We start from the raw sequence: 19993 nt of genomic DNA, 5'->3' as shown, positions 1-19993 counted from the left end.
GCTCCGTCGTGAAGAGAGATTGGCGCAGGTCCTGGCAATTAGCTCGTTATCGGTTGTTAGGCCGCGTTAGCCGTTGCGAGTCCGCGGATGCAGGAGAGCGAGCGACGATGACGATGCGCGCGATGCAGAAGCGACACGGCGCGCGACGAGTTCAATCGGCGCGCGCCCTGTCCGTGAATTCAGGAGATGGTTTTAGTACAACTCAGGAGGGCAGCGGTTGACCGGCCTGCTCGCGGACGATGTAGTCGGCGTACCAGTCCGCCCAGTTCTCGTCGTGCCCGCCGGTGCGCTTCTCGTGCTCACCATGCGCGACAGCGGCACGTCGCAGGGTTGCAGCCAGATCGGACGTTGAGGCGAACGTCGTGCCATCACCCTCAATGCGTCCAGGCAGTCGCGTCGTGACCTCCTGGAACAGCCAGCCGTTGCCGTCGGGATCGCTGAACGAGGCAAACGAACTGTAGCTGCCACGCTTCGGGTCAGCACCGCTGACCCGGACGCTGCCGAACAGATACGGCTCGTCCGGACCGGCGTGAACGTCGCCAGCACCATGGAATGGTTCGCTCACCGCGATGCCGCGGTCGAGCAGCTCCTGTCGGGCCGCCGCCAGATCGGAGACGATCAGGTACAGCCCGCGCGCCGAACCCGGCGCTGCCGGTGTGACGTTCTTGCCGAAGATCACAGAACAAGCCGAACCCGGCGGCGTGAACTGGATCACGCGCCATTCGTCACTTGAAGCAAAATCGGCGTCCAATCGCCAGCCGAGGCGCGTGTAGAACGCCTTGGCGCGGTCGACATCCGACACGGGGATCACGACGATCTCGAGCTTCAGATCAACGCCACGCGATGTCGAAGATGTGTTCGGAGACCCGGCCGCGGCGTCGCGGTCGATTTCGGTGGTGGCCATGTCGCACTCCCTGAGTTGAAATTAAAGCGAACCTCAAGCAGCAGCGGGCATCACGATCGTCACCCGCGTGCCGCCCTGGCCCGCCTCGCCCTGCAACCGCGCGTCGATACTGCGCGCGAGCCCTTCAAGGATACGGCTGCCCGTGCCCTGTAGCGGGCCAGTCGCGCCGATCCCGTTGTCGGTCACCGTGCAGAGCCAGGCGCCGTCGCGGTTGGCCACTTCGATGCGGATCAGCGCACCGTTCTTGTTCGGGAAGGCATGTTTTGCCGCATTCGTGACCAGCTCGGTCAGCATCAGCGCGAGCCGAAGACACTGCGACCTCGGCAACGTACCGCTCTCGATCGCAGCTTCGCAGCGGATGCCAGCCGGCTCCAGCACGGCCTCGGAGAGCGCTTCGCACAGGTTTTCGAAGAAGACCTCGACGGAGACGGTGGACACATTGTCGCTATCAGACAAAAGTTGATAGAGCCTGCCGAACGCGACGATACGGCGCTCGAAGCGGTCCACCGCGCCCGACATATCCCTGGTGCCCGCCCGCGTAAAATCGCGGCGGACTGACGCACCCAGGAGCGTCAGCGTGTTCTTCATCCGATGGTGGGATTCCCGCAGCACGAGTTCCCAATCACGCGACTGATCATCAAGGCTGGCGATGTGCTGAGATCGAACGAAATGGTCGTTCGTCCCTAAGCCGATAGCGGACATGATAGCCTCCCCGTTGGACGTAGGACCTAACTCGAAGGCTATAATGGATGCATCGCGCGCGTTATGCTCGTTAGACGTTGCAAGATTTTGTTATGATCGGCCGCACCACAATCCGCGTCGCCGGACGGCCTCTCAACGGTCAAGCACGCTGACGGGTCGTCCCGATCGCCTCGCAAGCCGCTCGCGTTTAAGCAAAATTTGTGACGGATAATCCCTGTGCGACCGGCCGATTTGCCGCGCGATTTCGCCACTTTCGACCAGTTTACTCATGACCTCGTTCTGGTAGATCAGGATGCGGACAACAGCCCCTTTACTGGAATCATTGGCGCGTGCCGGACACTAACGACCAGGATTCGGCGATTTCCTTCGGGCCATTCCGGCTGTTCGCAAGGTCGCGCCTGATCGAGAGGGACGGCGCTCCGCTTCACCTCGGCGGCCGCGCACTCGACATCCTCATTTTTCTCATCGAGCGCGCCGGCGAGGTCATCGACAAGCGAGAGCTGATCAAGCGCGTCTGGGCCGATGTGACGGTCGATGAAGGCAGCCTGCGTTTCCACATCACGACGCTGCGCAAGGCCCTGGGCGATGCCGGCGAAGGCTCCCGCTATGTCGTCAACGTGCCCGGCCGTGGCTATTGCTTCGCGGCCCCGCTGGTCCGGCCTGAATCGCCGGAGAAGCGGACAGGCCCGGCCGTCACGTCGCCTCACGTACTCCCCTCGCCGCTCGCCAGGATGATCGGGCGAGACGATGCGGTCGAGCGGATTTCCGCCGAGCTTGCGCAGCATCGCTTCGTGACGATTGTCGGCCCCGGCGGGATCGGCAAGACGTCCGTCGCCCTGGCCGTCGCGCATGGCGAGCTGCAGGCCTTCGACGGACAGGTCAGCTTCGTTGATTTCGGCGCGCTGACGGATGCCAGGCTCGTTCCCGGCACCATCGCCGCCGCACTCGGGCTGACCGTCAATTCCGAGGACCCTATGCCGGGCCTGCTGACGGTGCTGCGCAACCGTCGGATGCTGCTGGTCTTCGACAGCTGCGAGCACATCATCGACGAGCTCGCGCCCCTGGCCGAGCACATCGTCCAGGAAGCGCCCGAGCTGCATATTCTCGCCACCAGCCGCGAATCCTTTCGCACTGAGGGCGAACGCGTCCACCGGTTGTTTCCGCTGGACTGCCCGCCCCAGCGCGATGGGCTCGGCATCGCCGACATCCTTGCCTATCCCGCAAGCCAGCTCTTCGTAGAACGCATTGCCGAGAGCCTGGGCGAATTCGAACTGAGCGAGGAGGATGCGCCGCTCGTCGCCGATATCTGCCGGCGGCTGGACGGCATCGCGCTCGCGATCGAGCTCGCGGCCGGACGCGTGAACGCCTATGGCATTGCTGGAACCGCCTCGCTGCTCGACAGCCGCTTCTCGCTGCTGTGGCGGGGACGCCGCACCGCGATCCCGCGGCACCAGACCCTGAGTGCGGCACTCGCCTGGAGCTATGATCTGCTGCCGGCGGCCGAAAGCGCAACGCTGCGCAGCCTGTCCGTCTTCGTCGGGCCGTTCACGCTCGAGGCTGCGCTGGCCGTCGCATCCAGCCAGGGCATCGGCGAGCCTGAAGCGGTCGAGGCGATCTCGAACCTGCTCTCCAAATCGCTGATCGCAACCTCACCTGCGGAGCGGCGGCTGCGCTATCGTCTGCTCGACACCACCCGCGCCTTCGTCGGCGCCAAGCTCGTCGAGAACGGCGAAGCGCCCCGCGTCGCGCGCGCTCACGCCGAATATTTCCGCGACTTCCTGCGCGACATCGCGCTCAAATCCACGGGCATGCAGACCGCGGGCGGTTTCCTTCCCTATGCCGACCATTTGCCCAACGTCCGCGCCGCACTGACCTGGAGCTTTTCGGACAGCGGCGACCGGACGATCGGTTTGGATCTGGCGGCCTCGGCGGCCCAGTTCTTCCTCGAGCTGACATTGCTGACGGAGTGCTATCGCTGGACGCGGCAGGCGCTTGTCTCTCTCGAGACGAATGCGATCGACAGCCGCCGGGAGATGACGTTGCAGGCCGCGCTCGGTGTCTCCGTGATGTTCACGCAAGGCAATACCGAAGCGGTCCGGTCGGCGTTCACGCGAAGCCTCCAGCTCGCCCGGGAGCTCGAGGACCTGCACTGGCAGCTCTGGCTGCTGCGTGGATTGCACATCTACCTGACCAGGGTCGGGGATTTTCACGGCGCGCTCGGCACCGGCGAGCAGGGCGAGAGCGTCGCGCGCAAGCTGAACGACCCCGCCGCCACGCTGAACGTGGAATGGATGCTGGGCGTCGCGCATCATCTGATCGGCAACCAGGACAGGGCCGTGCAGTTCTGCGAGAGCGCGATGGTGCACAATCCCGGCTCGCAGCGGCTGAACATCGGGCATCTCGGCTATGACGACCGCATCGTCGCACTGGTCGCGCTGGCGCGCGGGCTTTGGCTCACCGGACGGCCGGATCGCGCGATCGAGGCGGCCAGATACACGGTTCGCGAGGCCGAACTGCTTGAACAACCACTCACCCTCGGCATCTCCCTGATCTGGACGATCTACGTCTTCCTCTGGGTCGGAGACTGGGCCAATGCCGAGATCCTGATCGAGCGGCTGATCGACCATTCGGCGCGGCACTTCCTTGGTCCCTATCACGCCGTCGGCATCGGCCAGAAGGGAGAGCTCATGCTTCGCCGCGGCGACATCGCCGGCGGGATCGAGCATCTTCGCCGCAGCCAGGCCACGCTGTACGCGACGCGGCACCGGATCATGACGACGGTGTTTGCGACCGCGCTGGCGGAGGGCCTCGTGGCGGAGAACCAGCCGGACGAGGCCCTGCGCACGATCAATGAGGCCATTGCGCAGATTCCGGATCATGGCGAATCCTCCGACATGCCGGAGATGCTCCGGGTCAAGGGCGACATCCTCGTCCGCTCGGGAAACACTGCGGAGGCCGAGCGCTGCTTCCGGAAATCGCTCGATCTGTCGCGCCGGCAGTGCGCGCTCGGCTGGGAGCTGCGGGGGGCGATCAGCCTCGGCCGGGTCTGGCGTCAGGCCGGACAAGCGGGCGAAGCACGGGCCCTGCTCGCCCCGCTCGTCGAGCGGTACCAGGAAGGCCTCCAGACCCGTGATCTCGTGGCCGCCAGGGAGCTCCTGAGCGCGCTGAATTGACAGTATCTTCAACGAGATACCGCCCAAGCATCCTCTCGCAACTCCTAACAACTTCTAACATGCCAAGCCGCATTCGCCCCGCCATGGTGGCGACACTTCACGGCGGATATGGCGGGACATGGCGCTTCTCGACGATGCAATTGATGCCAGCGGCGGTATGGCCCGCTGGAATAGCTTGAACCGATTCACGCTCCACCTTTCCGTCGGGGGCTCGTTGTTCTCCAGCGCCGGACATGCCAGCGAATTCAAGGACGTGACGGCGGAGGGCTCGACACGCGCCCAGTCGGTCCGCTTCACCGGCATCACCGGGGGTGAACACTCCGGTTGCTTTCAGCCCGACGCGATCACGATCGAGAGCCTCGAGGGTGAGGTGCTGCGCACCTGGGATAACCCGAGCCTTGCATTTCCCGAGACCGGCTCTCCTGCGCTCGCGGACGAACTGCACCTCGTCTTCTTCTGCGGTGTTGCGATCTGGAATTATCTGACCAACCCATTCCTGCTTGCCCATCCCGACGTCGTCACGGAGGAGCTTACGCCGTGGCGCGAAAACGCCGACACGTGGCGTCGGCTGCGCGCGCAGTTCCCGCCGAACCTGATCACGCTCGCGCCCGAGCAGATCTTCTATTTCGACGAGAACGCCCTGCAACGGCGGACCGATCACGATCTGTTCGGAAACAAGGTCGCGCATTATTCCTGGGCTCATGACAGCTTCGGCGGCATCGTCGTGCCGACATTGCGGCGTGCGCAGACACTGCGGCCTGATGGAAGCGTGATCGCCAAGCCCGTGCTGATGGACGTCGAGATCTTCGACGCCGTGTTCGAGTAGCGGTGGCGACGCGCGAGAGCTGAGAGTACTGCTCTCAACGCCTAACAATACATAACGAGCAAACACGCGGCCTTGGGTGCAACATTGGGCTCACGAGCAACGAACAAGTGTCGTGCTCGAACGAGACCGAGGCCGGCGCACCTCCACCACGAGGGAATGCGTCATTGCAGCGAACGCACTCAAGGAGATCGTCATGAAGGTTCTTATGGTTCTCACCTCCCACGACCAGCTCGGCAACACCGGACGCAAGACCGGCTTCTGGCTCGAGGAGCTTGCCGCCCCCTACTACGTGTTCAAGGATTCCGGCGCTGAGATCACGCTGGCTTCGCCCAAGGGCGGCCGTCCGCCGCTCGATCCCAAGAGCAACGAGCCCGAATTCCGCACCGACCTGACGCTGCGCTTCGAGGCGGACGCTGCCGCTGAAGCCCAGCTCGACAAGACGGTTCGCCTCGACGGCGTCAGGCAGGAAGATTTCGACACGGTGTTCTATCCCGGCGGTCACGGCCCGATGTGGGACCTCGCCGAAGACCCGAACTCGGTCAAGCTGATCGAGTCGTTCTTTGCCGCCGGCAAGCATGTTGCGATCGTGTGCCACTCTCCGGCGGCGCTGCGCCACGTCAAGACGCCGGACGGCAAGCCGCTGGTGCAGGGCAAGGAAGTCACCGGCTTCACCAACGGTGAGGAGGAGGCCGTTGGTCTCACCAAGGTGGTGCCGTTCCTGGTCGAGGACGAGATTCTGCGGCTCGGCGCCGTCTTCTCCAAGAAATCCAACTGGACGCCGCACGTCGTCAGCGACGGCCTCCTGATCACGGGCCAGAACCCGCACTCCTCGGGCCCGGCCGCGGACGCGCTGCTCGCCGCCCTCAAGGGCAAACCGCAGGCGAAGGCTTCGTAAATCCTGGATGCGGCCACATCTCGAGAGGCGTCTGCGATCGCGCCTCTCGACGCCGCGATATCCCTCAGACAGGGCACGATCATGAATTCGCTCACCCTCGCGCTTTCAGCTGCCCTCGCCTGCGCAACCGTGCAGGCTTCGGCGCAGGATCTGCGATCGAGCCGGCGCTCGATCAGCTATCACAGCATCGATATCCAGGGCCTCAAGATATTCTATCGCGAGGCCGGACCTGTCGACGCACCAACAGTGCTGCTGCTGCACGGCTTTCCCTCTTCGTCGCGGATGTGGGAACCCCTGCTGCCGCTGCTCGCCGACAAATATCACCTGATCGCGCCTGATTATCCCGGCTTCGGCAACAGCAGCGCGCCACCGCCGTCCGATTTCACCTACACTTTTGACAACATCGCCGGCGTGATGGGCGAGCTGACGAACAAGCTCGGCCTGACCAACTACGTGCTGTTCATGCAGGACTATGGCGGCCCGGTCGGCTTCCGCATGGCGCTAGCGCATCCGGAGCGCGTTCGCGCCATCATGATCCAGAATGCCGTTTCGCATGAGCAAGGCTTGAGCCCGCTCTGGGAAGCGCGCCGGAAATACTGGGCCGATCCGGCGCACGAGCTGGAAGCGCTCAAGGCCAATTTCACCTCTCTCGATGCGACACGCCAGCGACACCTTGGCTCCAGCCCGCACCCCGAGCGCTACGACCCCGACACATGGACCGACGAATACGCATTCCTGACGCGTCCGGGCCAGCCCGAGATCCAGACCACCCTGTTCCTGGATTACCGGACCAACGTCGCTTCCTATCCGAAGTGGCAGGACTGGCTGCGCAAGACGCGGCCGCCGACGCTGGTGGTCTGGGGCAAATACGATCCGTCCTTCGCTGTCGCCGGCGCTTCGGCCTACCGCGACGATGTGCCGGATGCGGAGATACACATCCTTGAAGCCGGTCACTTCGCGCTCGACGAGGCGACCGACGAGATCGCTACGCTCGTCCGCGACTTCCTTGCGCGTCTGGACGGGCACAAGGGCTGAACGGCGACAGCGTCGCGGGCCCGCCAACGGCACTTAACAACGCTTAACGAGCGGTCGTCTGTGTCGGGAGCTATCTCCGTTGGAGCAACAGCATCCATGCGAGAGGAAACGGCCCGATGATTCCGCTGCTGGCGAATGCGATCGAGGCCCATGGCGGGCTCGATCGATGGAATGCCCACCGGCGACTCGCCGCCACGATCGTGACCGGCGGCGATCTCTGGGCCCTGAAGGGCGTCGACCAGGACCAGGTGCCGCGCACGATGCGGATCGAGCTGCATCGCGAGCGGGCGTCCGTGGAGCCGTTCGGCAAGCCCGGCCAGCGCACCGCGTTCAGCCCCGAGCGGATCGCGATCGTAGCCGCCGACGGACGCATCGTCGCGGGGCGCAACAATCCGCGCGCCGCGTTCGCGCGGCATGACATGCGCACGCACTGGGACGCTCTGCATCGCGCCTATTTCAACGGTTACGCGCTGTGGACCTACATGACGACGCCCTTCCTGCTTGCCATGGACGGGTTCGAGGTTCGGGAGATCGAGCCCTGGCGCGAAGGCACTGAACTCTGGCGCGGATTGCGGGCGACGTTCCCGCCCGGGATCGCAAGCCATAGCGCCGAGCAGGACTTTTACTTCGGCTCCGATATGCTGATCCGACGGCACGACTACCGTGTCGAGATCGCCGGCAATTTTCCGGCGGCTCATTATGTGTCCGAGCCCGTCAGCGTTGACGGCTTCAGGCTGCCGACGCGCCGGCGCATCTATCTGCGCGGGGAGGAGCTGATGCCGCTGCGCGATGAGCTGATGGTGTCGATCGATCTCTCGGACTTCAGGTTTGACTGAGCCTTCTCAAGCAGATCGTTCGTTCAGCATCAGCCGCGCGGTCGTCAGGTCGGCCGTCTCGAATCCTTCGGTGAAGCGCGCATAGGTCGCGGCGAGATCGTCGAGCGGGTTTTTCCTGCCCTGCCGGCGCCGAAGCCCTGCGAGCGACATCTCGGTCCGCAATCGCCAGGACAACGCGCCCTGTTGCTCGGCCAGTGCGAGCGATGCGGCAAGGCTCGCTTCGGCGGCATCGAGATCGCCGGTGAGCGCTTCGAGATCGCCGCGCCTGCGGAGCAGCTCCGGCATGTCGAAGCCTCCGCCGCCCTGCTCAACGCGGGCGATAGTCTCGTGCAGGACTTGCAGTCCCTCCGTCAACCGTCCCAGCGCGGCAAGTCCGTGAGACAGGTCCGCAGCGAACGCGGAGGCGTAAAGCTCATAGCGGTCCGCGTGCAGGCGCGGCAGTGCCGTTCGCAGCAGGTCGATGCCACCGGGCACCTCGCCGCGGGCCATCATGGTCTGGGCGCGAAGGCCGGTTGCAACAGCCTCGTAAGGTGCGAGCCCATGCACGTTCGCATGCGTCGCGAGGCGTCCGGTCATCGTCTCGACGGAGGCCCAGTCGCCAACCCAACCGAACACCGAGGATGACCAGCACAGCGCGATGCAATGCATCACCACGTCGCGGGGCGCGGCGGCGCCGACCAGCGGGCGGACGCAATCGAGCGCACGGTCGGGAAAGCCGCGCAGCCACAACACGCGCGCGAGCGGGATCTGCGGCGTGCGCGAATAGGCGAAATGCCCGGGCTGCGTTCCGCGCAGCGCGGCATCGTCACGTACGCCCTCGTCGAGATGGGCCTGCGCCTCGGCCTGCTCTCCCGCGAGATGATAGGACACGCCGAGAAGCGCCTTGCTGCCTGCTATGCCCGCGGTATCGCCGATCTGGCGGGCGATGCGCTCGGCCTGGCGTGCGGTCGGCACGAGATGCCTGTAGTCACCGGTGCGGCGATAGAACATGTTCAGCCGCGACAGCAGCCTGAACGCATTGGCGTGATCGTCAAGCGATTCCGCGATCTCGAGCCCGCGCCGGAGTGCGGCCTCGGCCTGCTCGCTGTTGCGTTCCGTAAACATGAAGGCGTGGCCGAGCGTCGACTGCAGCTCGAGCTCCCATTTGCCGCCCTGGCTGGCATCGTCGAGCATCGCGAGCGCGCGGCCCGACCAGATGCGCGCCTCGTTCAGCAGATTGAGCTCGACGAACAGCCTTGCAGCGCTGCCGGCGAGCGGCACGCGCAAGGCGGCACCGTCGTGGTTGGCAAAACTCCATTCCAACGCCGCACGGGCATCTGCGAGCAGGCTCGCGCGCTCCTGCAGGCGGGAAGCCTGGTCGCTGCCCTGCTCGGCCATGCCGGCTTCGAGCGCGCGCTGAACATAGGCTGTGTGACGGCGCGCGATCGCGTCCGCTTCGCCTGCGTCGACCAGTTTCTGCATGGCATAGGCGCGCGTTGCATCCAGCAGGCGATAGCGCCGCGATGCGCCATCGGGCAGCGCCGACACCAGCGACTTGGCCACGAGCTGCTCCAGCGCATCGACGACACGATCACCCGGCGTTCCCTCCTCCGCCGCGACCGACATCGCGCCCTTGAGCGTGAAGGGACCAGCGAAGATCGCGAGCCGCTGAAACACGGTCCGCTCGTTGTCGCCGATCAGGCCAAAGCTCCAGTCGAGTGTCGCGCCGAGCGTCTGCTGCCGTGGCGGCGCCGTTCGCCGTCCGCGCCATTCGAGCTTGAGCCTGGAGTCGAGCAGCGCGGCCATCTCCCGCAGCCCGTAGACGCCGACGCGCACGGCGGCGAGCTCGATCGCGAGCGCAATGCCGTCGAGCTTGCCGCAAATCTCGGCCAGGACGTCGGCATCCTCGTCCGTGATATCGCCCCGATGGCCTGCGGCCGCGGCACGATCGATGAACAGCTGCGCGGCCGGATAATCCAGCACTTCGCCGGCACTGAGACGGGTGCCTTGCGGCGGCCCGGCCAGCGGCACGAGCTCGAAGATCTGCTCGCCTTCCACCAGCAGCGACTCGCGGCTGGTGGCGAGAATGGCGATGCCCGGCGCCTCGCGATAGATGTTTTCTGCCAGACGAGCGACCTCGTCGATGACGTGCTCGCAGCTGTCGAGGACGAGCAGCAGCCGCCGTCCGCGCAGGAAATTGATGATGCTGCCTGAGGGATCATCGTGATGCACGACGAGCCCCAGAGCGGCGGCGACCGTGCTCGCGACCAGCGTGGCGTCCTTCAGCGGGCCGAATTCGAGGAAATGAACCTGCCCCTCGAATGCCTGCCACATGTCATGCGCGAGCGCGGTTGCAACCGTGGTCTTGCCGATGCCACCCGGCCCTCGCAGCGTGACGAAGCGGTCGCTCAGCAGACGCGCCGACAGCTCGGGCAGCACATCGTCGCGACCGATCATCCGGTCCAGGCGATGTGGCAACGCCGCCGGCGATGCCGCCCGCTCGGGTACCCGCGGCACGGGCACCGGCGCGACGTTGCGCGCAACACGCTGCACGGGCGCGACGAAGCAATAGCCCCGGCTCGGAACGTTGGTGATGTAGCGGGCCCCGTCCTTGCCGTCGCCAAGCACCTTGCGCAGCTCCGCGACATGGACGCGCAGGCTGATCTCCTCGACCGCGAGGCCGGACCAGGCGTAGCTCAGAATCTCGTTCTTCGGCACCACTTCGCCGGCACGGCTGAGGAGCAGGCGCAGAATGTCCATCGCGCGGCTGCCGAGCTTGACCGGGGCGCCGTCCCTCTCGAGCAACCGCGACCTCAGCGAAAACGGTCCGAACGAAACGGCATCGAAATCGAGATTCGCTCGGGCGCCATTGCTGGGAGAGCTATGCCCTGCCGGGAACTCGGTCACTTCTGACTCATCTTGACGGCCATTTCATTCAAATGCGCGGCGACTATACCCGGCGTTGACGCGCGGTCCAGCAAGGGCACTGCGCCGGCCTGATACCGGCACATCCATCGCCGCGCTATGTTTGGCAATGTCCTCACACCGCATCAATCTGCGCAAATAATTGAAAAGATGAATAAAATCAAACGTCCTGCGGCGGACTGCCACACCTAATGCGCGCGCACAAAATCTAACACCTCCTAATCATCACTAACGAGCTTCTTGCCCGGCTCACGCCTATCCTCTGACCATGGAAAGCACTGAGAGTTGGCCGAGCGTTGCAAGCGGCGGCGAGGCCAGGAGAGGACGCGCGATGTTGAATGACACGCAGGCGACGCATGCCTTGATCGAATTTCCTGCCAGCGGGCGTGATCGCGAGGTTTCGCACGGGATGCGAGTAATCGCGCCGGAAAGCGGATGGCGCAAGATCGACTGCGGTCCGGACGCGGACATCACGATTTCGCGATGGGATGATTCTCGGGCCATCTCGTCGCACGAAGCGACGACACCGGCGGATCGCTATTTCGTCGCCATCGCCCTGAAGACCGCTCGGGTAAAGCTCAGCCGGGACCGTCAGATCATCTTCGACGGCACCATGCCCGCGGGCACGCTGTATGTCAGTGCACCATCGAAGCTCCTCGGTGTGCAATTCCAGTCGCCCTGCGCTTTCCTGCACTTCCACATCGCCACCGATCATTTTCCGGCGGCGTTGCCCGCGACCGAAGGCCTCAATGACCTCGTCCTGCTGCGCGACCCGCTCGCCGCCGAGCTCGCCAAGGCACTGACCGAGCAGGGCGACAGCGCGGACCAGCAGTTCGCGCACTGCATCGGCGAGACGCTTGCGATGCATCTGACCCGGCTCGAGCTGCCACGCGCAAAAGTCAATGCCTTGCCGAAATGGCGGCTGCGGCGCGTCGAGCAATATGTCTCCGATCACTTTGATCGCTGTATCAGCCTGTCCGAGCTCGCCAATGTCGCAGGCCTCTCCAGGATGCATTTCGCCGCACAGTTCCGCGCCGCGACCGGCTACCGTCCACGCGAATATCTGCTCAACTATCGGGTCGAGCATGCGAAGAGCCTGCTCACGACGACGGAGCGGCCCCTGGCGGAGATCGCGCTTGCCGTCGGCTTCAGCACCCAGGCGCATTTTTCGACCGTGTTCAAGCGCATCAGCGGCCAGTCACCGGCACGCTGGCGTATGGCCAGCAGGACTGCGCGGCCTGCTGCGGAGGCGCTTCCGCGGCGGCGCGCGGCCGCGGACATGGACTGGACGGTCGGCGCAGCGGCGTAAGTTCGCGCGATGAGACGCGCTGCGGCACGTCGTGACGCTGCGCTCGCCATGACGGAGCAAGGAGCGGCATCGCCATTCTTCAACGCACGTTTCAGGCCGCAGACACACCTTGGCATCCTCGCGGCGCATGTCGCGTAGATGGGGGTAACGGGCCGGCGATGCCGCCTACGCCGGATCGAACGCCCGGATCGGCGGCAGATTGCCCGTGAACTTCTCCACCTCGACCGTCGTGAGCTGGCCGGTGCAGCCCTGCGCGAAGGACGACGTGCCGATGTCGCGGGTGAGCACATTGGGATTGCCGTGAACGCAGAGCGGCGCCTCGTCCTCGGGGTCCATCGGGTCGTACCACGCACCGGTCGGAAGCTGGAGCACGCCGGGCGCGATGCCGTCGGTGACATGGACCGCGGCCAGGCAGGCGCCGCGGTCGTTGAACAGGCGGATGATGTCGCCATCCCTGATGCCGCGCGCATCCGCATCGCGCGGATTCATGCGCGCGACCTCGCGACCGCGATGCTTTGCGGCAAGCGAATGTCCACCGAAATCGAGCTGACTATGCAGTCGCGTCACTGGCTGGTTGGCGACGAGGAAGCACGGCGCACCACGCCTGGGCATGTCGGTCTTGTCGAGCCAGACCGGATGGCCGGGGCAATCCGCATCGCCGTGGCCTGCGATCTTGGTCGAATAGATCTCGATGCGGCCGCTCGGCGTCGGCAAGGCATGATTGGCCGGGTCGTCGCGGAAGCTGCGCAGCCGCCCGCCGTCGTCGGGCTGTTGCGGCACGACCAGGCTGCCGCGTTGCCAGAATTTGTCAAAGCTCGGGGCCTCGAGGCCGAGCGCTTCGAGCGAAGCGCGGGTCGGCTCGTAGAGATGCTCCAGCCACTGCCGCGACGTGCGGCCTTCGGTGAAAGGTTCACGCGCGCCGAGACGTTCGGCAAGATCGGCGAAAATCTCGTAATCGTCGCGCGCAAGTCCAAACGGCTCGGCGATCCGGTGCATGGCGACCATCAGCGGATCATTGGTGGAATAGCCGATGTCCTCGCGCTCCAGCGTCATGGTCGAGGGCAGCACGATGTCGGCGTGACGCGCGGTGGCGGTCCAGGCGAGCTCATGCACGACGAACGTGTCGGGCTGCGCAAAAGCCTTGCGCAAGCGGTTGATGTCCTGGTGGTGATGGAAGGGATTGCCGCCGGCCCAGTAGACGAGGCGGATGTCAGGATAGGTGCGCGTCTCGCCATTGTAGCGATAGGTCGTGCCGGGATTGAGCAGCATGTCCGCAATGCGCGCGACCGGAATGAAATCGCGCACGCCGTTGCGACCCTGCCCCAGCGTCGGTCCCGGCACGTCGTTGACGCGGCGGCCGTAATAGCCGATCGCGCCGAGCGAATAAGCATAGCCGCCGCCAGGCAGGCCGATCTGGCCGAGCGCTGCCGCCAGCACCATGCCCATCCACACCGGCTGCTCGCCGTGCTCGGCGCGCTGGAGAGAATGCGAAACGGTGATCAGCGCGCGCTTTCCGGCGGCGCGACGCGCAAGCCTGCGGATCGTGTCAGCGTCGACGCCGCAGATTGCCGCAGCCCATTCGGCGTGCTTCGCTTGCCCGTCGCTCTCGCCGGTGAGATAGCGCAGGAACACGGGCCAGCCCTCGGTGTAGCGATCGAGGAAGGCCTGGTCGTGCAGATTTTCCGCAACCAAGGTGTGAACGATGCCGAGCATCAGCGCGGTATCGGTGCCGGGCACGCAGGTCATCCATTCGGCCCCGGCCTCGATCGGTAGATCGTCGCGCAGCGGGCTGACCAGGATGAACTCGCAGCCACGCCGGCGCGCAGCTTCCATCGCACCGCGTTCGACATGCTTGCTGATGGAACCGCCGGCCACCATTGAGTTTTTCAGCGCCATGCCGCCGAACGCCAGCACGATGTCGGTGTCGGCAGCGATCTGCTCCCAGGTGACGTTACGCTTGGTGATGTCCTCATAGCCCGCGAGAATCTGCGGCAGCAGCACCGAGGACGCGCCCGAGGAATAGGTGTTCACGGAGCGCACATAGCCGCCCATCGCGATGTTGAGGAAGCGATGAACCTGGCTCTGCGCGTGATGGAAGCGGCCTGCGCTCGACCAGCCATAGGAGCCGCCGAACACGGCGCCGGGGCCGCGCGTGTCGCGGATGCGGCCGAGCTCGTCGCCGAGCAGATCGAGCGCCTTCTCCCAGCTCACGGAGATGAACTCGTCGCGGCCGCGACGATCGTCCGGGCCAGGCCCCCGCTCCAGCCAGCCGCGGCGGATCGCAGGTTGGGCGATGCGCGCCTGATGCCGCAGCGCGCCGGGGAAATTGCCGATGATGCCGTTCGGATCGGGGTCGCCCGCATAGGCCCTGACCTCGAGTCCGGCTTCGCTTTGACGCGCGGAAAACACCCCCCAATGCGAGGTGTGGGGCTTGAAGCCGTCAGACAGGTCGAGGCCGGGGTCGGGAAAACCAATCGTGTCGTCCATCGCCTGATCCTAGTTCCGGTGCGCGGTGGCAGTATACCGATCCATGTCGCGATGTCATCGAGATCAGGGCTGACGCAAACGCTGGGCTCCCGTGCGCGGTGTGGCCTGGTGAAGCCGACGTCGCCGAAGAGCGAGGGTGAGGCTTAGGCCCAGGTTCGATGCGCGCGGAATCCGGCCGCCAACACTCCCAGGGCAGCGCGCGAGAACCGATCCGTCAGAGATGCACGACTTCGGACGGCGAAGGCAAGAGGCGAACAAGCAACACGAAGGCTCTGGATCGGCTGAAGCCGTCGCATCTCTTGAGGTGAAGGAGCTTCCAGAAATCTGACGCCGAGAGCACCGCTGGGCTTCAGGCGCCAAGGCAACGGCGCGGAAGCGAGCTCGGCTGGATCATCGTGCTTGATGCTCCGCACGGTCATGCGCCTCGTCTCGGGTAGACGGGCATGCTGAGCCAGTCCGTCAAGTTCGAGGTCGCCTCGTTCTGCTTGGCGCGTCGCAGCAGCATCTCGCGCTCCTTGCCGGGCGGCAGGCTATACGCGCGCTCGCGGGCGTTTTCGGCGCATGTCGTCAACCGCTGCTGGAGCGATTGGGTCTGTTTCCTGCGGCTGCGCTTGGCGGTCATTGTACGTTCACAAGGCACTTCGGATCGAAATTGGCCCCGGCGGGGAGGTCGGCGCCGGGGCCAAGTTTTGCGCCGGCCGGGACGGCCCAGCCCGACAGCGTTGGCAGCTTCGGCCGCAACTGCGGGTTCCGGCATTTCAATAAGTTAACAGTGCGCTATTTTTGCTCGGCGACGCCCAGAGGGCCAGCGGCGCCGGAATGCGCACCGGCCGTCGCGGAGTCAGCGCAGTTCGGCGGCGCCGGAACCCCGGTGACCGTAGCGTCAGTCGCGGCGATAGAGTTGCAGATAGCTCGGTGAGAACAGCGCCGCGTTCTTGAGCGCATCGAGATCGCTGATGGTCAGCGTCCGGTCGCGCAGCACGATCAGCCCGGAGGCGCGCAGCTCCTGAACCGTGCGATTAAGATGGACCACCGAGAGCCCGGTGGCGTCCGCAAGATCCATTTGCGTCACTGGCATCACGCAGGAATTGCCGTCGACCATGCCGACGGGACGCAGCCGCTCGACAATCTCGCAGAACAGATGGGCCACGCGTTCAAAGGCCACCCGGCGGCCGAGATTGATCGCCCATTCGCGCTGGATGGCGCTGTTGACGAGGGTCTCGCACCAGAACGCTTCTGCCAGCGTGCGGTCGCTCGCCACCAATCCCTCGAACCGCGCGCGCTTGATTTCGGTGTAGATGACCGGCGTCATCGTCGCAATGGAGTGATCCATCACCGACAGCAGGAATGCGTGCGCATCGCAACTCTCGCCGGGAAAGAGAAAATTGACGATCTGGCGCCGGCCGTCCTCGAGAGTCTTGTAGCGGCAGAGCCAGCCCGACAGCACGAGGCGGACGCTGTCGACCGCATCGCCCTCCGAGATCAGGTCCTCGCCAGATCCCGCGCGCTGGACCCCCTCGAGCATTGCATATTCGAGCAATGTGCGGGCCTCAGTCGACAGCGGCCTAAGCACGTTCAGCCGGCGAATGACCGGCTCCACCTGGCTGCGATCTGGCGTCGACAAGGGCATCAGTTAGCCACCGCCGGTGTATGAAACGCGCGCTTGCTCAGGGGAATTGTGATCGTGCATTGCAGTCCCGCAGGATTGAACGCCATCGTGGTCTGCCCCTTGAACTCGAAGGCCAGCGTGCGCTCCAGAAGCTCAGTACCAAAACCTTTGCGCGGCGGCAGCGTCACCCGTGGCCCGCCGCGCTCCCGCCACTCAAACACCAGCTCCGCCGGCTCGGTGCCCTCCTCGATGCGCCAGGAAATTTCGATCCGCCCCGTCGGTTGACTCATCGCGCCGTATTTCAGCGCATTGGTCGCGAGCTCGTGGAGGGCGAGCGCAAAGGTTTCCGCGGCCTTGGGCTGGAAGCGCACTTTGGGACCGGAAACCCGCATCTGCTCGCCTTCACGGGCGTTGTAGGCCAGCAGTTCCTCGACCACGAGATATTCGAGGTCGACGCCGCCCTCGGGATCGCGGATGACAAGCGCCTGGGTGCGGGCGAATGCGTTCAGCCGACCGTCGAGATGGGAGGCGTATTCCTCGACGGTAGAGTTCGATTCGGCCGACCGGCGGGCGATCGAGCGCATGACACCGAGCGTGTTGCGGACGCGATGCTGGAGTTCGGCCAGCAGCAGGCGCTGCCGCTCCTCGGCGCGGGTGATCGCAGTGACGTCGATGAAGGTGATGACGACCCCGGCGATGAAATTGTCGATGCTGCGATAGGGCAGGATGCGGACAATGTAGCGCGTGCCGCTGTCCGGCGCGCTCAGCTCGCGCTCGACGCTGGCGAGCGTGCGCAGCACGCGGCGGACGTCGTCGTAGAGCTCCTCGATCGGGATGCTTGCCTTGATGTGGGCGATGGGGCGGCCCGCGTCGGTATCGACCAGATGGAGGACCTGCGTTATCGCGGGCGTGAAGTTCATCACGCGCAGATCGTTGTCGAGGAATACGGTGGCGATCTGCGTGCTCTCGAGAAAATTCTTGAGGTCGCTGGTGGCGCGCGTCAACTCCTGGATGCGGTGCGCCAGCTCGCCGTTGACGGTGGTCAGCTCCTCGTTGACCGACTGCAATTCCTCGCGCGAGGTCTCGAGCTCCTCATTGGCGGATTGCAGCTCCTCATTGAGCGACTGATATTCCTCGTTGGAGGATTTCAGCTCCTCGTTGGTGCTTTCGAGCTCCTCGATGGTCGCCTGGAGGCGCTCGCGCGTTGCGCGCAGCTCGCTTTCGAGACGATCGACGTGCTCGGTGCGTACCAGGGCATTGGGTTTGCTCTGGTCGGCCTCGATCGTGCGGACCGGACAGTCCTTGAAGAGAACCACGAAGTTGCGGTGGCCGCCGGCGCCCTCCTGGATCGGCTCGACGGTGATATCGACGAGGATTCGGTGGCCATTCACCCCGAGCTGCACCTGCTCGGCCTGGGCCGGCTCGTTGGTCTCCGCCGCGCGGCTGAGCACGCTGCGCAATTCCAGGCGGAGGTCGCGGTGCACGAGCTGGAGCAGGTCGAGCGTGGCGGCGCCTGCCGTCGGCTCGATGTACCGCCCGGTGCGCCCCGAGAAGTGCAGGATCTGGAAATTGTCATCGATGATGACATAGGCGGGGGCGTAACGCTCCGCGATTCGCTGCGCGCGCCGCTCCAGGCCGACGTCGGGGCCGAACGAGCGAACCGGTTGCAGCTCGACCGGCACCCTGCCCGCTCCCGTCGTGATCGGAAAATCCGGCGGCAGCCGCGTTCCCGTCTCGAGCTTCTTGAAGATGCGGGCGCGGCGATCAATCGGTGCGAACAGCTTTGGATGCCGGGTCACGTTCTCGGAATTGCCGAGGAAGAGGAAACGATCCGGTAAGAGTGCGAAGTGGAATAGCGGGATCACCCGGTTCTGCAACTCGGCATTGAGATAGATCAGCAGGTTGCGGCAGGAGACGATGTCGAGCTTGGAGAACGGGGCGTCCTTGATGACGTTGTGCTGCGAGAAGATGCACATCTCGCGCAACTCCTTCACCACGCAGTAGGTGTCGCCCTCGCGCACGAACCAGCGCGCCAGACGCTCGCCGTTCATGTCGGCCTCGATGGACGTGCGGTAGCGGCCGACGCGCGCGGTTGCCAGCGCCCGTCCGTCGATGTCGGTGGCGAAGATCTGCACCTGCGGCGCGGAATCCATCCGCGCCATGTGCTCGCGCAGGAGAATGCCGATCGAATAGGCCTCCTCGCCGGTGGCACAACCAAGCACCCAGACGCGCACCTGCTGGCCCGCGCTCTTGCCTTCGAAGATTCTCGGGACAATCTGGGTTTCCAGCACCTCGAATTCGCGCTTGTCGCGGAAGAACTCGGTAACGCCGATCAGCAGGTCGTTGAAGAGATGCAGCACCTCGTCCTTGTCGTTGCGCAGGAAATCGACATAAGCGGCGATCTCCTCGATCTGGATCACCTGCATGCGCCGCTGCACGCGACGCAGGAAGGTGTTCTGCTTGTACCCATGGAAATCGTTGCCGGTCTTGTTGCGCAGGATATCGGCGATGCGCGACAGCGAGGTGGCAGCCGCCGCCAGCACCTCGTCGAATCCCTGCTTCTCGTCCAGGCGGCGCAGATGACGGGCATAGACCTGGATGTGCTCGGGAATCTCCTCCGGCGTCAGCACATAATCGGCGATCGCCGCCGGCGTGTTGGCATCCTTGAGATGATCGGACTCGTCGGTGGCGACCTTTTCGGCGATGGCGAGGCCGCCATGATCCTTCAGCGTCGCGGTGCCGAGCGTACCGTCACCGCCGGTGCCGGCGAGGATGACGCCGATGGATTGCTCGGCACGCTCCTCCGCCAGCGACACCAGGAAGCTGTCGATTGTGGCGCGCTCGCCGGGCGCCTGCTCGGCTTTGCGGATGGCGAAGCGGCCGCCCTGGATCGTGGTAATCATCGCCGGCGGGCAGAGATAGATCGTGCCGCCCTCGATCACATGGCCATCGTCGATCTCGGCGACCTTGCTGCCGTTGGAATTTCGCACCGCGTCGCGCAGGCGCCGCTCGTCGGAGGCCTCGTGGTGCTGAAGCGCCAACACCACGGCCTGGTCGGGTCCCACGGTCAGCTTGGCAAAGAAGCGTTCGATGCTGTGCAGGGCAGCGGGTGAAGCGCCCACGCCGATCACCAGCGGGGGCCTGATCTGGCGCTCTCCTCCGACCGCTTGGTCGCCGACTTCGTCCATGGCGCTCTCGTGCGCTGGCCGGGACCAACGGACGCCTGGTCCCTGCAATAGCAGAAATCGATTTTACCCCAACAGATCAAAGGCGAAAATATCCCGGGGCGTCCTTCGGTTTCCAGCCCCTGCGC

At 65.0% G+C, this 19993-nt stretch carries 13 protein-coding genes; 6 read left to right on the top strand and 7 right to left on the bottom strand.

Annotated elements, in window-relative coordinates; all coding sequences use genetic code 11:
• Positions 1–202 precede the first annotated feature (202 nt).
• Entirely contained in the window at positions 203–904 is a 702-nt protein-coding gene (locus JQ627_RS18480) for a VOC family protein (protein ID WP_212485573.1), read from the bottom strand.
• Positions 905–937: 33 nt separating this feature from the next.
• Positions 938–1606: a sensor histidine kinase gene (locus JQ627_RS18475; protein ID WP_212485572.1), complete on the bottom strand. Its 669-nt coding sequence runs from the start codon at positions 1604–1606 to the stop codon at positions 938–940.
• 329 nt (positions 1607–1935) lie between these two features.
• Between JQ627_RS18475 and JQ627_RS18470 the strand changes: the two genes are divergently transcribed.
• The 5 genes from JQ627_RS18470 to JQ627_RS18450 all read left to right on the top strand — a co-directional run bounded on the left by JQ627_RS18470 (position 1936) and on the right by JQ627_RS18450 (position 8371).
• Positions 1936–4779, top strand: coding sequence for a winged helix-turn-helix domain-containing protein (locus JQ627_RS18470; protein WP_212485571.1), 2844 nt, complete (start codon positions 1936–1938; stop codon positions 4777–4779).
• Positions 4780–4897: 118 nt separating this feature from the next.
• Positions 4898–5605, top strand: coding sequence for a hypothetical protein (locus JQ627_RS18465; protein WP_212485570.1), 708 nt, complete (start codon positions 4898–4900; stop codon positions 5603–5605).
• Positions 5606–5798: 193 nt separating this feature from the next.
• Complete coding sequence (locus JQ627_RS18460) at positions 5799–6500, top strand: type 1 glutamine amidotransferase domain-containing protein (protein ID WP_212485569.1); 702 nt, start codon at positions 5799–5801, stop codon at positions 6498–6500.
• Positions 6501–6581: 81 nt separating this feature from the next.
• A complete protein-coding gene (locus tag JQ627_RS18455) occupies positions 6582–7535 on the top strand; it encodes an alpha/beta fold hydrolase (protein ID WP_212485568.1) in 954 nt (317 codons plus the stop codon).
• A gap of 116 nt (positions 7536–7651) precedes the next feature.
• Complete coding sequence (locus JQ627_RS18450) at positions 7652–8371, top strand: hypothetical protein (RefSeq protein ID WP_212485567.1); 720 nt, start codon at positions 7652–7654, stop codon at positions 8369–8371.
• A 6-nt stretch (positions 8372–8377) separates the two neighbouring features.
• On the opposite strand, the gene JQ627_RS18445 is transcribed toward JQ627_RS18450, so the two are convergent.
• Positions 8378–11257 (bottom strand): winged helix-turn-helix domain-containing protein, encoded by a 2880-nt coding sequence (locus JQ627_RS18445; RefSeq protein ID WP_212485566.1) that lies wholly within the window; start codon positions 11255–11257, stop codon positions 8378–8380.
• Positions 11258–11606: 349 nt separating this feature from the next.
• Between JQ627_RS18445 and JQ627_RS18440 the strand changes: the two genes are divergently transcribed.
• Positions 11607–12584, top strand: coding sequence for a helix-turn-helix domain-containing protein (locus JQ627_RS18440; protein ID WP_212485565.1), 978 nt, complete (start codon positions 11607–11609; stop codon positions 12582–12584).
• A 165-nt stretch (positions 12585–12749) separates the two neighbouring features.
• Here the strand turns inward: JQ627_RS18440 and JQ627_RS18435 are convergent, their stop codons facing one another.
• The 4 genes from JQ627_RS18435 to JQ627_RS18420 form a co-directional block, all read right to left on the bottom strand.
• Positions 12750–15071 carry a molybdopterin guanine dinucleotide-containing S/N-oxide reductase gene (locus JQ627_RS18435; RefSeq protein ID WP_212485564.1) on the bottom strand — a complete coding sequence of 774 codons (2322 nt, stop codon included), beginning with the start codon at positions 15069–15071 and terminating at the stop codon, positions 12750–12752.
• A gap of 415 nt (positions 15072–15486) precedes the next feature.
• The gene (locus JQ627_RS18430; protein ID WP_212485563.1) at positions 15487–15693 is read right to left on the bottom strand and encodes a hypothetical protein; all 207 of its coding nucleotides are present in this window, start codon (positions 15691–15693) and stop codon (positions 15487–15489) included.
• Between the two features lie 261 nt (positions 15694–15954).
• Positions 15955–16701 (bottom strand): Crp/Fnr family transcriptional regulator, encoded by a 747-nt coding sequence (locus JQ627_RS18425; RefSeq protein ID WP_212485562.1) that lies wholly within the window; start codon positions 16699–16701, stop codon positions 15955–15957.
• A complete protein-coding gene (locus JQ627_RS18420; RefSeq protein WP_212485561.1) occupies positions 16701–19868 on the bottom strand; it encodes a CheR family methyltransferase in 3168 nt (1055 codons plus the stop codon). Before JQ627_RS18420 ends, JQ627_RS18425 begins: the two co-directional genes overlap by 1 nt.
• Positions 19869–19993: the final 125 nt, after the last annotated feature.

This window comes from Bradyrhizobium liaoningense, assembly GCF_018130785.1.
Taxonomy (GTDB): Bacteria; Pseudomonadota; Alphaproteobacteria; order Rhizobiales; family Xanthobacteraceae; genus Bradyrhizobium; species Bradyrhizobium liaoningense_A.
The sequence above is the reverse complement of the archived record's forward strand: the minus strand, read 5'-3'. Positions and strand labels throughout refer to the sequence as shown.

What these genes read in the sequence shown, in the direction of transcription:
- JQ627_RS18480 (WP_212485573.1), bottom strand. Translation starts at nt 904, where the DNA reads ATGGCCACCACCGAAATCGACCGCGACGCCGCGGCCGGGTCTCCGAAC.
- JQ627_RS18475 (WP_212485572.1), bottom strand. Translation starts at nt 1,606, where the DNA reads ATGTCCGCTATCGGCTTAGGGACGAACGACCATTTCGTTCGATCTCAG.
- JQ627_RS18465 (WP_212485570.1), top strand. Translation starts at nt 4,898, where the DNA reads ATGGCGCTTCTCGACGATGCAATTGATGCCAGCGGCGGTATGGCCCGC.
- JQ627_RS18460 (WP_212485569.1), top strand. Translation starts at nt 5,799, where the DNA reads ATGAAGGTTCTTATGGTTCTCACCTCCCACGACCAGCTCGGCAACACC.
- JQ627_RS18455 (WP_212485568.1), top strand. Translation starts at nt 6,582, where the DNA reads ATGAATTCGCTCACCCTCGCGCTTTCAGCTGCCCTCGCCTGCGCAACC.
- JQ627_RS18450 (WP_212485567.1), top strand. Translation starts at nt 7,652, where the DNA reads ATGATTCCGCTGCTGGCGAATGCGATCGAGGCCCATGGCGGGCTCGAT.
- JQ627_RS18440 (WP_212485565.1), top strand. Translation starts at nt 11,607, where the DNA reads ATGTTGAATGACACGCAGGCGACGCATGCCTTGATCGAATTTCCTGCC.
- JQ627_RS18435 (WP_212485564.1), bottom strand. Translation starts at nt 15,071, where the DNA reads ATGGACGACACGATTGGTTTTCCCGACCCCGGCCTCGACCTGTCTGAC.
- JQ627_RS18430 (WP_212485563.1), bottom strand. Translation starts at nt 15,693, where the DNA reads ATGACCGCCAAGCGCAGCCGCAGGAAACAGACCCAATCGCTCCAGCAG.
- JQ627_RS18425 (WP_212485562.1), bottom strand. Translation starts at nt 16,701, where the DNA reads ATGCCCTTGTCGACGCCAGATCGCAGCCAGGTGGAGCCGGTCATTCGC.
- JQ627_RS18420 (WP_212485561.1), bottom strand. Translation starts at nt 19,868, where the DNA reads ATGGACGAAGTCGGCGACCAAGCGGTCGGAGGAGAGCGCCAGATCAGG.